Below are 12,012 nucleotides of genomic sequence, written 5' to 3'. Positions count from 1 at the left end.
CGATGCGGTCGCCCTCGACGGCCAGCCGGTCGCCCTCGACGACGCCGCCGGGCAGGACCAGGCGGGCGCCGGCCAGGGCAGTACGGTCACGGTCCGCGGTGGTCACGCGGTCACCTCCATGGAGAGCAGCAGATCCCAGGCGAGCAGGCCCGCGCCCAGGGACGCGGCGGTGTCTTTGAGCATTGCGGGTACGACCTTCGGGGGCATCTGGAAGGTCAGGCGCTCGGTGACCGCCGTGCGCAGCGGACCGAAGAGGGTGTCGCCGGCCTCGGCCAGCCCGCCGCCGACGATCACCGTGGACGGGTCGAGCAGGCTCTGGGCGAGGACGATGCCGTCCGCCAGGGCGTCGACGGCCCGCTGCCAGACTGCGCGGGCGCGGTCGTCCCCGGCGTCCACCGCGGCGGCGCAGGATGCCGCGTCGGCGTCGGGGTCGCCGCTGGCCTCGGCCCAGGCGCGGGAGACGGCGGAGGCGGAGGCCAGCGTCTCCAGGCAGCCGCGGGCGCCGCAGCCGCACTGCGGTCCGCCCGGGCGGACCACGACGTGGCCGATCTCGCCGCCGTAGCCGTGTGCGCCCGCCTCGATCCGGCCGCCGATGCCGATGGCGCCGGCGATGCCGGTGCCGAGGGCGATGAACAGGAAGCGGTCGACGCCCCGGCCGGCGCCGATCCGGCCCTCGGCCAGGCCGCCCGAACGCACGTCGTGGCCGAGGGCCACCGGCATCGCGGTGCCGTCGGGGCCGGCCAGGCGCTCGCCGAGGAGTCCCCGCAGGGGCAGGTCCCGCCAGCCGAGGTTGGCGGAGAAGACCGCGATCCCGTTCTTCTCGTCGATCGTGCCCGGGACGGCCACGCCGGCCGCGAGCGGGGCGACGCCGAAGCGGCTGCGCCCCTCGGCCGCCAGGTCGGTGGCGAAGTCGAGGATGGCGGCGACGACGGCGTCCGTGCCGTGCTCCCGCCCGGTCGGTCGGCGTGCCTCGAACAGCACGGAGCCGTCCTGGGCGAGCAGCGCGGCCTTCATGCCGGTGCCGCCTACATCGAGTGCGATGACGTGCTTCACGGAGGACAGTTTCCCTTGGTGGGTAGAAGAGGTCTAGTCCAGTTGTCGGATTGGTCTGGTCCATACTGGGTGAGCTTTGTCGCAGCCGTGGGGGTCTGCGGGGCTTTGGGCGGGGCGTACGAGGGGTGTCCGGGCGGTTGTCCGGGGGTGAATCGGGCGCTGGTGTTGCGCATCGTGCAACGACTCCGGGCACTTCGGTAACTACTGGTGCGGGGCGGCCCAGTGGTGTGGACCAGTGGTCGGCGGGTTTGGCAGTGTGGCGCCTCCCCCCTGCCGGATTCCCTCGTTCCGGCGGCAGTTCTTCCCCTAAGGCGGTACCCGCGTTGAACAGGCGCGTCCACGTTCCCACCCGTGTGCTCGGCAGTGTGCTGGCCGGAGCCCTGGCACTCACCGCGGTCGGCGCGTGCAGCGGGCAGGACCAGGGGACCGTCACCCTCAAGCTGGTCGCCGCGGACTACGGGGAGAGCCAGGAGACCAACTCCAAGCACTACTGGGATGGGGTCGCCAAGGCCTTCGAGGCCGCCAACCCCGGGATCAAGGTCAGCGTCGAGGTCGACAGCTGGACCGAGATCGGCAAGAAGGTCGAGGACATGATCGCGGCCGGGAAGTCGCCGGACCTGCTGCAGACCGGCGGCTTCGCCGACCAGGTCGCGGCGGGTCGGCTGTACCCGGCGTCCGACGTGCTCTCGATGGACACCCAGGTCGACCTCCTGGACACCTTCGCGCACGCCGGGCAGGTGCTCGGAATCCAGTACGGGATCCCGTTCGTGTCCTCGTCGCGGGTGCTCTTCTACAACAAGGCGATGTTCCGGCAGGCGGGGATCGCGCAGCCGCCCGCCACCTGGAGCGAGCTGAAGCAGGACGCGGAGAAGATCAAGGCCAAGGTGCCGGGGGTGACCCCGTACGGGCTTCCGCTGGGGCCGGAGGAGGCGCCGGCGGAGTCCATGCTGTGGACGCTGAGCGGTGGCGGGAGCATCTCCGACGACGTGGGCAACTACACCATCGACAGCGCCCAGAACCAGGCGACGTTCGGCTGGCTGAAGAGCAACCTGGTGAGCACCGGGCTGACGTACCCGGACCCGGGGAAGATGAACCGCACCCCGGTGTTCCAGGACTTCGCGGCCGGGAAGGTCGCGATGCTGAACGGGCATCCGACGCTGCTGCGGATGGCGACCACCGGGAACATCGAGTTCGGGACGGCGCCGATCCCGAAGAAGGACGGCGTGGGGCGGACCGGGAGCCTCGGGGTCGCGGACTGGATGATGGCGTTCAAGGCGAACGGGCACAAGAACGAGATCAAGAAGTTCCTGTCGTTCGTCTACACCAAGGACAACCAGCTGAAGTTCGACGAGCAGTACAACCTGCTGCCGGTCACCCAGGACGCCTTCGACCAGATGTCGACGGACCCGAAGCACACGGACCTCAAGCAGTTCGCGGTCGGGCTGACCAACGCGAGTTTCTACCCGTTCGGGGACCCGGCGTGGGGCGAGGTCAGCAACCGGATCAAGGCGGGGATCGGGCAGGCCGCGACGGGGGACCCGAAGGTGGTGCTCGGGGGGCTGCAGGACGCGGCGGCGCAGGAGGCGGCGCGGGTCCGCAAGTAGTCCGTACGGCGGGCCCGGTCCCGGGGGTTCCCGGGCCGGGCCTCGACGTGTCTTCATGCAGAAGAGTCGCTCAGGGGAGCGTGATCGCGTAGGCCTTGCGGAGGGTCTCGTGGACCGTCCACGTGGTGCGGTCGCCCTCCCGCAGGACCGCGCAGTCGCCGGGGCCGACCTCCAGGGTCGGGCCGCCCTCGATCTCGATGGTGGCCCGGCCGCTGAGCACCACGAACATCTCGTCGGCCTCGACGTCGGTGACCACGCCGGGGGTGATCTGCCAGATGCCGCGCAGCTGACGGCCGTCGGCGGACTCGGCGAGGACCTTGCCGGTGACCTCGGGAGCGCCGGAGACGATCTGGGACGGGTCGAGCGGGTCGGGTTCGAGGTCGGCGGCGGGGATGTGCAGGGCGAAGCTGGGCGTGGTCATGGGGCGACGTTAGCGGCGGCGGGGGAGCGGTGGGGCGAGCAGTGTGTGTCGGGGTCGCGCGGGAGAATGACACTCCGTAGTGGCGGGCGCAGGGGTGTGGAGGTGGGTGCGGTGGGCGAGCTGAGTGTGCGGGACCGGGCGGTGCTGGCGCTGGAGGGGCGGCAGTGGCGGACGGCGGGCGCCAAGGAGCGGGCGATCCGCGAGGAGCTGGGCCTCTCCTCCACGCGGTACTACCAACTGCTGAACGCGCTGCTGGACCGGGAGGAGGCGCTGGCGCACGCACCGGTGCTGGTGAACCGGCTGCGGCGGGTGCGGGCCGCCCGGAGGGAGGCCCGCTGAGCCGGGCGTTCCGCGCCGGGGCCGGGGGTATGTGCCCCGGTATGGGATTCGGTTCGGGATTCGAAGAGACGTGGGCGCCGGGCACCGAGGCCGGACGGGAGGGCGTGCGGGCGATCCTGCGGGCGCCCCGGGAGGCGGTGATCGGGCTGGACTTCGACGGGACGCTGGCGCCGATCGTCGCGGACCCGAGCCGGGCCAGGGCGCACCCGGGCGTGGCGGGGGCGCTGCGGGTGCTGGCGTCGTCGGTGCGGTCCGTGGTGGTGGTGACGGGTCGGCCGGCGCTGTTGGCGGTGGAGTACGGCGGGCTGGCCGGGGTGCCGGGGCTCGTGGTGCTGGGGCATTACGGGGCCGAGCGGTGGGAGGACGGCGAGGTGACGGCGCCGGAGGTGCACCCGGGGGTGGCGGGGGTGCGGGAGGCGTTGCCGGGCGTGCTGGCGCGGGCCGGGGCGCCGGCGGGGACGGGCGTGGAGGACAAGGGGCGCTCGGTGGCGGTGCACACGCGGCGGACGGCGGCGCCCGAGGAGGCGCTGGAGCTGCTGCGTGCGCCGGTGGGGGAGCTGGCGGCCGAGTACGGACTGGTGGTGGAGCCCGGGCGGCTGGTGCTGGAGCTGCGGCCGCCGGGGGTGGACAAGGGGGCGGCGCTGACCGGGTTCCTGCGGGAGCGGGGGGCCCGTTCGGTGCTGTACGCGGGGGACGACCTGGGGGACGTGGCGGCCTTCGCGGCGGTGGAGAAGCTGCGGGGCGAGGGCGTGGCCGGGCTGCTGGTGTGCAGCGGGGCGGTGGGGGACGCGCCGGTGCGCGAACTCGCCGACCGGGCGGACCTGGTGGTCCCGGGCCCGGCCGGCGTGGTGGAGCTGTTGGGGGCGCTGGGCGAGGCCCTCACTGGGACTTGAGCGGGGCCAGCGCGTTGAGCTGGTCGAGGAACCACTGCTGCGGGGGGAGCGCGGTGGCCGCCGCCGCGAGGCGCTTGGTGCGGTCGGCGCGCTCCTCCTCGGGCATGGTGAGGGCGGTGTGCAGGGCGTCGGCGGTGGCGATGACGTCGTACGGGTTGACCGTCAGGGCGTCGTCGGCGAGCTCCGCGTGGGCGCCCGCCTCCCGGGAGAGGACCAGGGCACAGCCGCGGTCGGAGACCACCGGGACTTCCTTGGCCACCAGGTTCATGCCGTCCCGGATGGGGTTGACCAGGGCCACGTCGGCCAGACGGTAGGCGGCGAGGGAACGCGGGAAGTCGTCGTTGACGTGCAGGATCAGCGGCTGCCAGGTGGGGGTGGCGAACTCGTCGTTGATCTCTTCCGCGAGGTCCTGGACGGCGGCCGTGTAGTTCCGGTACTCGGCCAGGTCGGTCCGGGACGGGTAGGCGAACGCGATGTGGACCACCCGGTCGTGCCACTCGGGGCGGGTGCGGAGCAGGTGCCGGTAGGCCTGGAAGCCGCGGACGATGTTCTTGCTCAGCTCGGTGCGGTCGACCCGGACGATGGTGCGGCGGTCGCCGACGGCTTCGCGCAGGGCGGCGAGGCGTTCGTCGACGTCGGGGCGGTGCGAGCGTTCGCGCAGGAAGTCGGCGTCGGCGCCGAGGGCGTGCACGCCGAGGCGGGTGGTGCGGCCGTCGAGGGTGACGGTGAGTGCCTCGTGGTCGACGGTGGCATCGAGGAGGTCCGCGCAGCAGGCGGCGAAGGCGCGGGCCCAGCGCTCGGTGAGGAAGCCGGCCCGGTCGGCGCCCAGGATGCCGGTGAGGACGGCGCGGGCGACGTCGTCCGGGAGCAGCCGGTAGTACTCGGGTGGGGCCCAGGGGGTGTGCGAGAAGTGGCCGATCCGCAGGTCGGGGCGGGCTGCGCGGAGCAGGGCCGGGGTGAGGGAGAGGTGGTAGTCCTGGACCAGGACCGCGGCGTTCGGGGCGGCTTCGGCGGCCAGGGCCTCGGCGAAGGCGGCGTTGTAGGCCCGGTAGGCGGCCCATTCGGTGCGGAAGGCGGCGTCGAAGGAGGGCGCCGTGGGGGTCGCGTAGAGCAGGTGGTGGACGAACCAGAGGGTGGAGTTGGCGACGCCGTTGTAGGCGCGGGCGAAGGTCTCGGGGTCGATGGCCAGCATCCGGACGGCCTGCCCGCCGACGTCGTGGCCGGCCAGGTCGAGGCGGCCGCGGGGGGCTTGCTCGGCGGCTCTGCGGTCCGCCTCCCCCAGGGCGGCGCAGACCCAGACCGCGTTCGGGTCGTCGATCGCGGAGAGGCCGGAGACCAGGCCCCCGCCGCCGCGCCGCAGGGTCAGCGTGCCGTCGTCGGCGGTGCTGAACGACACCGGTCCCCGGTTGGATGCCACCAGGACGGGGGCGGTGCCGGTCGCACTCGAACGTTCGGTCGTGAGATCGCCCATGGTTGGCATGTTGCCGTGGGTCAGGCGCGGCAAACCCGGGGCCCGTCCTCAGTTCACCCGGGGCCGCCCTCGGTCAGTGGCGGATCGCGTATTCGGGGACGGTGTGCATCGGGGGGCGCTCCAGGGCGGTCACCGGGTGGGTGTGGGCGGTGAAGGCGCGGGTCTGCGGGTCGCGGGTGAACTGCGTGAGCTGCGGGAGGAGGAGGTCGGCGGAGGCCTTGAGCCGGTGGGCGCGGTCGAGGCGTTCGAGGGCGGTGCGGTAGATGGTGGCGGCCATCCGGCCGAGGGCCTGGCCGTCCTGGTGGCGGTGGTGCCGGACGCCGACGTCCACCTGGGCCAGGGCGTCCAGGCCGACCAGCTCCAACGCGTCGACCAGCAGGCCGAGTTCGACGCCGTAACCGGTGGGGAAGGGCAGTCGTTCGAGCAGTGAGCGGCGGGCCGCGTACTCGCCGCCGAGGGGCTGGACGAAACCGGCGAGTTCCGGCCAGTGGAGGTTGAGCAGGGGGCGGGCGACGAGTTCGGTGACGCGGCCGCCGCCGGCCGGGACGACGGCACCGGATTCCGTCTCGAGAGGACGGTCGTACATGGCCTTGACCAGTTGGATGGACTCGTCGGTCAGCAGGGGGCCGACGATGCCGGAGACGAAGGCCGGATCGAACTCGCGCAGGTCGGCGTCCACGAAGCAGACGATGTCGCCGCGGGTGACCAGCAGCGAGCGCCAGAGCACCTCGCCCTTGCCGGCGGCGGCGGGCAGCCGGGGCAGGATGGCGTCGCGGTGCTCGACCCGGGCGCCGGCCTCGGCGGCGACGGCGGCGGTGGCGTCGGAGGAGCCGGAGTCGACCACGACGAGTTCGTCGACGAGCGGGAGGCGTTCCATCAGCTCGCGGCGGACGGTGCGGACGATGTCGCCGACGGTGGCCTCCTCGTCCAGGGCGGGGAGGACGACGCTGACCGTGCGCCCGGTGCGTTCCTTGGCCGCGAGGAGGGTGCGCACCGGACGGTCGGCCGCGCTCCAGGAGCGGCGGCGCAGCCAGGACGCCGCCTGCGGAAGCAGCTCGGGAGTCGGTTCGGCGGGCACGGAAGTCTCCTCGGCGGGTGGGGTGGGACGGCTCATCTCGCGTGGCGGACGGTCCCGTTCAGGATTGACGCCTTCGGATACAGTCTTCGTACAGCGGCCGGACCTTCGCACGCCGGGGTCGCCGCTGAGTACCACCACAATTTCACAAGCTCATCCAGAGGGACTGAGGGAACGGCCCGTTGACGTCCCGGCAACCTTCTCGCGCGGCTGTTCTCGACAGGCCCCGGCGGGACAGGTGCCAATTCCGGCCTGTGGCGCGTCCGCGCCGCGGGGAAGATGAGGAGAGAGGCCTCGCCATCATGGCTATCGACACTGTCGCACCTGTTTCCGTGGACCTCGGCCCCGCCGTCGCGCTGTCCTGTCGGGAGTGCGGCACCCGATTCCCGCTCGGTCCCGACTTCGCGTGCCTGGAGTGCTTCGGCCCGCTGGAGATCGCCTACGAATTCGGCAGCGAGGGCGCCGAGGAGCTGCGCAAGCGGATCGAGGCCGGTCCGGCCTCCGTCTGGCGCTACGCGCCGCTGCTGCCGGTGCCGGCCGACGTGGCTTCCAAGCCCAACCTGAACCCGGGCTGGACCCCGCTGGTGAAGGCGGACAACCTGGGCCGGGAGCTCGGCTTCACCGCCCAGCTGCACATCAAGGACGACTCCGGGAACCCGACCCACTCCTTCAAGGACCGCGTGGTGGCCTGCGCCATCGAGGCCGCGCGGGCGTTCGGCTACACGACGCTGTCCTGCTCCTCCACCGGCAACCTGGCCGGCGCGGTGGGCGCGGCGGCCGCCCGGGCCGGGTTCCGGTCCTGCGTGTTCATCCCGCACGACCTGGAGCAGGGCAAGGTCGTCATGGCCGGGGTGTACGGCGGCGAGCTGGTCGGCATCGAGGGCAACTACGACGACGTGAACCGCTTCTGCTCGGAGCTGATCGGCGACCCGGCCGGCGAGGGCTGGGGCTTCGTCAACGTCAACCTGCGGCCGTACTACGGCGAGGGCTCCAAGACGCTGGCGTACGAGATCTGCGAGCAGCTCGGCTGGCGGCTGCCGGAGCAGATCGTGATCCCGATCGCCTCGGGATCGCAGCTGACGAAGATCGACAAGGGGCTGCAGGAGCTGATCAAGCTCGGCCTGGTCGAGGACCGGCCGTACCGGATCTTCGGCGCCCAGGCGGAGGGCTGCTCGCCGGTGTCGGCCGCCTTCAAGGCCGGCCGGGACGTGATCAAGCCGGTCAAGCCGGACACCATCGCCAAGTCGCTGGCGATCGGCAACCCGGCCGACGGCCCGTACGTGCTGGACATCGCCCGCCGGACGGGCGGGGCGGTGGAGGACGTCACGGACGCCGAGGTCGTGGCGGCGATCCGGCTGCTGGCGCGGACCGAGGGAATCTTCGCCGAGACCGCGGGCGGGGTGACCGTCGGCGTGCTGAAGAAGCTGGTCGAGACCGGACGGCTGGATCCGGCCAAGGAGACCGTCGCGATCAACACCGGCGACGGCCTGAAGACCCTGGACGCCGTCTCCGACGCCGGGATGACCGCCGTCATCCGCCCGACGCTGGACTCCTTCCGCGCCGCCGGCCTCGTGTCCGCCTGAACCACCTCCGCCCCCGTGAGGCCCCACCCGCAAGGAGAGCCATGAGCGCCAACGTCCGCATCCCCACCATCCTGCGCACCTACACCGGCGGCGCCGCCGAGGTGACCGCCGAGGGCGTCACCCTGGCCGAGGTCATCGCCGACCTGGAGCAGAACCACGCGGGCATCTCCGCCCGCATCCTGGACGACGCCGGCAAGCTGCGCCGTTTCGTCAACGTCTACGTGAACGACGACGACGTGCGCTTCGCCGAGGGCCTGGCGACCGAGATCAAGGACGGCGCCAGCGTCTCGATCATCCCGGCGGTGGCCGGCGGCTGAGCCGTGACGCCGGCTATTCGGCCGCCCGCCCGTACGGAATTCCGCTTTCCGTATGCGCGGGCGGCCGGTTGCATTCCGGCTGGAATATTTTCGAGTCGAGTCGGAGTAGAGTGTCGCTCGGCTGGGAACAGGGGTTCCCTTGCGGCCACCCGCGGTGTTCCGCCGGGGCGGCGTCCGGCCGGTGAGACCGGCTCGTGAAACATGTCAGGCGGATGTCAGAATTGCCGCGGGCATTTGGGTAATTCGTCCGCTATGTCCGGCGTTAAATGCCGAGATCTTCCCGATTCAGCCCGTGCTGTCCCTTGACGCTTCAGCGGAATTACCGGCGGCTGACCCTGTTGCAGAGGGCGTCGGTCCGGATACATTCAGCGGCGGTCGACGCAATCACCCGCTCACCGGAGGCCGTTGGGCGTCCCGTGCGGAGGGTTGCGGCGTGCACGGCTGCGCCCAGGGGGGGTTCCCCGGGCCGGCCTTCAAACCAATCCGGGCCCGCGACCTGCGGGCACGTGAAGGGCCAGCACAGCACTAGGGGAGTTCGGAATGGCTCAGGGCACCGTCAAGTGGTTCAACGCGGAGAAGGGCTACGGCTTCATCGCGGTCGACGGTGGTGCGGACGTCTTCGTCCACTACAGCGCGATCCAGATGGACGGCTACCGCACCCTCGAGGAGGGCCAGCGGGTCGAGTTCGAGATCTCTCAGGGACAGAAGGGCCCGCAGGCGGACATGGTCCGCGCCGCGGTCTGACCCCTTCCGACCCCAGGAGCTCGGCGCGGCCCTACGGCTGGTGACCACTCGCTTCTCGACGGGCCCGTGCGACACGCGTCGTACGGGCCCGTCGGCGTCCCCGGGCGCCCACGGCGGCGGCTCGCGGGTTGCCGATTGGGCTTGCACTCGACCACCGCGAGTGCTAATCATTGGCGTTAGCACTCACAGTGTGAGAGTGACAGCGGACCGGGTCGGTGAGGCCCCCGGGAGCGGTAGGGGAAAAGACCCCCGCACACCAGGGCCGTCCGTCGCGGGCACCCCTTGGTCCGAGCAGTCGACCGTGTCCCGGAGGACCACTTCTGATGGCCAAGATCATCGCCTTTGATGAGGAAGCTCGCCGCGGCCTTGAGCGTGGCATGAACCAGCTCGCCGACGCCGTGAAGGTCACGCTCGGCCCCAAGGGCCGCAACGTCGTGCTGGAGAAGAAGTGGGGCGCCCCCACGATCACCAACGACGGTGTCTCCATCGCCAAGGAGATCGAGCTCGAGGACCCGTACGAGAAGATCGGTGCGGAGCTCGTCAAGGAGGTCGCCAAGAAGACGGACGACGTCGCGGGTGACGGCACCACCACCGCCACCGTGCTCGCCCAGGCGCTCGTCCGCGAGGGTCTGCGCAACGTCGCCGCCGGCGCCAACCCGATGGCCCTGAAGCGCGGTATCGAGAAGGCCGTCGCCGCCGTCTCCGACCAGCTGCTGGCCCAGGCCAAGGACGTGGAGACCAAGGAGCAGATCGCCTCCACCGCCTCCATCTCGGCCGCCGACACCCAGATCGGCGAGCTCATCGCCGAGGCCATGGACAAGGTCGGCAAGGAAGGCGTCATCACCGTCGAGGAGAGCAACACCTTCGGTCTGGAGCTCGAGCTCACCGAGGGCATGCGCTTCGACAAGGGCTACATCTCCGCCTACTTCGCCACCGACCTGGAGCGCATGGAGGCGACGTTCGAGGACCCGTACATCCTCATCGCTAACTCCAAGATCGGCTCGGTCAAGGACCTGCTCCCGCTGCTGGAGAAGGTCATGCAGAGCGGCAAGCCGCTCGTCATCATCGCCGAGGACGTCGAGGGCGAGGCCCTGTCGACCCTGGTCGTGAACAAGATCCGCGGCACCTTCAAGTCCGTCGCCGTCAAGGCCCCGGGCTTCGGCGACCGCCGCAAGGCCATGCTCGGCGACATCGCCATCCTCACCGGTGGCACCGTGATCTCCGAGGAGGTCGGCCTCAAGCTGGAGAACGCCGGCATCGACCTGCTGGGCACCGCCCGCAAGGTGGTCATCACCAAGGACGAGACCACCATCGTCGACGGTGGCGGCGACAGCGAGCAGGTCGCGGGCCGCGTGAACCAGATCCGCGCCGAGATCGAGAACAGCGACTCGGACTACGACCGCGAGAAGCTCCAGGAGCGCCTCGCCAAGCTGGCCGGCGGCGTGGCCGTCATCAAGGCCGGCGCGGCCACCGAGGTGGAGCTCAAGGAGCGCAAGCACCGCATCGAGGACGCCGTCCGCAACGCCAAGGCCGCCGTCGAGGAGGGCATCGTCGCCGGTGGTGGCGTCGCGCTGCTGCAGGCCGGTGTCGCCTTCGACAAGCTGGAGCTGGAGGGCGACGAGGCCACCGGTGCCAACATCGTCAAGGTCGCGCTCGAGGCCCCGATCAAGCAGATCGCGACCAACGCCGGCCTCGAGGGTGGTGTCGTGGTGGAGAAGGTGCGCAACCTCCCCGCCGGCCACGGCCTGAACGCCGCCACCAACACCTACGTCGACCTGATCGCCGAGGGCATCATCGACCCGGCCAAGGTCACCCGCTCCGCGCTGCAGAACGCCGCCTCCATCGCGGCGCTGTTCCTCACCACCGAGGCCGTCATCGCCGACAAGCCGGAGAAGGCCGCCGCGGCCGCCGGCGGCGGCATGCCGGGCGGTGACATGGACTTCTGATCCTGATCGCTTTCGATCGGATCGGTTGAATCCTCGTCCGCGTGGGCGGTTCCCTTCGGGGGGCCGCCCACGCGGCGTTTCGGCGTTCCCGCGTTTCCACGGAGAATGGACGGATGGCTTCCGACGACATCGAGACCGCCCTGCACAACGCCCGGGCCCTGATCCTGGCCGACCTCACCGCACGGGACGTGGCGGACGCCGCCGTCGTCTCGCTGGTGGAGCAGGCCGTCACCCACCGCCGCTGGTGGCTGGATCAGTGGCCGGACGGCACCGAGTACGTGCTCGGGCTGGTCGCCCAGGACGTCCAGGACGCGCTGCTGGAGGCGTACGGCCGGTGGCCGCTGTGCGACGCCTGCGCGGCCGACGGCGACCCGCACGCGTTGAGCGTGGAGCCCGAGCTGGGGCCCGAGCCGCACTGGGTGTGCGGCAAGCAGGGCGCGGTGGTGGCGCCGGTGGGGGAGCTGGCCTAGCCCCAATGCCGGTGACTTTGTGGTCTGTGTGTCGTTGGTTGTGGTGTGGCGAGGGTGGGGCAGGTCAAGTCGTGTGCGGGTGAGCGGTTGTCGGAT

Annotated in this window: 12 protein-coding genes and 1 riboswitch; of the genes, 8 read left to right on the top strand and 4 right to left on the bottom strand. The window is 71.5% G+C overall.

What is annotated here, in order from left to right; all coding sequences use genetic code 11:
- Window positions 1-102: 102 nt before the first annotated feature.
- Window positions 103-1,053, bottom strand: coding sequence for an ROK family protein (locus tag ACZ52J_RS42240; protein ID WP_360494797.1), 951 nt, complete (start codon window positions 1,051-1,053; stop codon window positions 103-105).
- Window positions 1,054-1,376: 323 nt separating this feature from the next.
- On the opposite strand from ACZ52J_RS42240, the gene ACZ52J_RS42235 reads away from it, so the two are divergent.
- Complete coding sequence (locus ACZ52J_RS42235) at window positions 1,377-2,657, top strand: extracellular solute-binding protein (protein WP_465626729.1); 1,281 nt, start codon at window positions 1,377-1,379, stop codon at window positions 2,655-2,657.
- A gap of 70 nt (window positions 2,658-2,727) precedes the next feature.
- Here ACZ52J_RS42235 and ACZ52J_RS42230 read toward each other — a convergent pair whose 3' ends face one another.
- On the bottom strand, window positions 2,728-3,078 hold the full coding sequence (locus tag ACZ52J_RS42230; protein WP_465626728.1) for a cupin domain-containing protein: 351 nt from the start codon (window positions 3,076-3,078) through the stop codon (window positions 2,728-2,730).
- A 66-nt stretch (window positions 3,079-3,144) separates the two neighbouring features.
- Between ACZ52J_RS42230 and ACZ52J_RS42225 the strand changes: the two genes are divergently transcribed.
- Both ACZ52J_RS42225 and otsB read left to right on the top strand, forming a co-directional pair.
- Window positions 3,145-3,417 (top strand): DUF3263 domain-containing protein, encoded by a 273-nt coding sequence (locus ACZ52J_RS42225; protein ID WP_465626726.1) that lies wholly within the window; start codon window positions 3,145-3,147, stop codon window positions 3,415-3,417.
- A 41-nt stretch (window positions 3,418-3,458) separates the two neighbouring features.
- A complete protein-coding gene (gene otsB, locus ACZ52J_RS42220; RefSeq protein WP_465626725.1) occupies window positions 3,459-4,310 on the top strand; it encodes a trehalose-phosphatase in 852 nt (283 codons plus the stop codon).
- Here otsB and ACZ52J_RS42215 read toward each other — a convergent pair.
- Together ACZ52J_RS42215 and ACZ52J_RS42210 are read right to left on the bottom strand one after the other, a co-directional pair.
- Entirely contained in the window at window positions 4,297-5,781 is a 1,485-nt protein-coding gene (locus tag ACZ52J_RS42215; RefSeq protein WP_465626723.1) for an alpha,alpha-trehalose-phosphate synthase (UDP-forming), read from the bottom strand. The two genes, otsB and ACZ52J_RS42215, sit on opposite strands and share 14 nt — an antisense overlap.
- 73 nt (window positions 5,782-5,854) lie before the next feature.
- The gene (locus ACZ52J_RS42210; RefSeq protein WP_396287951.1) at window positions 5,855-6,835 is read right to left on the bottom strand and encodes a glucosyl-3-phosphoglycerate synthase; all 981 of its coding nucleotides are present in this window, start codon (window positions 6,833-6,835) and stop codon (window positions 5,855-5,857) included.
- Window positions 6,836-7,006: 171 nt separating this feature from the next.
- A riboswitch (SAM riboswitch) is annotated at window positions 7,007-7,142 on the top strand.
- Window positions 7,143-7,158: 16 nt separating this feature from the next.
- Between ACZ52J_RS42210 and thrC the strand changes: the two genes are divergently transcribed.
- The 5 genes from thrC (at window position 7,159) to ACZ52J_RS42185 (ending at window position 11,916) form a co-directional block, all read left to right on the top strand.
- A complete protein-coding gene (gene thrC, locus ACZ52J_RS42205; RefSeq protein ID WP_465626721.1) occupies window positions 7,159-8,439 on the top strand; it encodes a threonine synthase in 1,281 nt (426 codons plus the stop codon).
- A gap of 41 nt (window positions 8,440-8,480) precedes the next feature.
- Window positions 8,481-8,756, top strand: a complete 276-nt coding sequence (locus tag ACZ52J_RS42200) for a MoaD/ThiS family protein (RefSeq protein ID WP_465626720.1) — start codon at window positions 8,481-8,483, stop codon at window positions 8,754-8,756.
- A 540-nt stretch (window positions 8,757-9,296) separates the two neighbouring features.
- Complete coding sequence (locus ACZ52J_RS42195) at window positions 9,297-9,500, top strand: cold-shock protein (RefSeq protein WP_030289665.1); 204 nt, start codon at window positions 9,297-9,299, stop codon at window positions 9,498-9,500.
- Window positions 9,501-9,823: 323 nt separating this feature from the next.
- Window positions 9,824-11,446, top strand: coding sequence for a chaperonin GroEL (gene groL / locus ACZ52J_RS42190; RefSeq protein ID WP_049652341.1), 1,623 nt, complete (start codon window positions 9,824-9,826; stop codon window positions 11,444-11,446).
- A gap of 113 nt (window positions 11,447-11,559) precedes the next feature.
- Window positions 11,560-11,916, top strand: a complete 357-nt coding sequence (locus ACZ52J_RS42185) for a hypothetical protein (protein WP_465626718.1) — start codon at window positions 11,560-11,562, stop codon at window positions 11,914-11,916.
- Window positions 11,917-12,012 lie beyond the last annotated feature (96 nt).

This window comes from Kitasatospora sp. NPDC034035 (assembly GCF_055575755.1).
The sequence above is the reverse complement of the archived record's forward strand: the minus strand, read 5'-3'. Positions and strand labels throughout refer to the sequence as shown.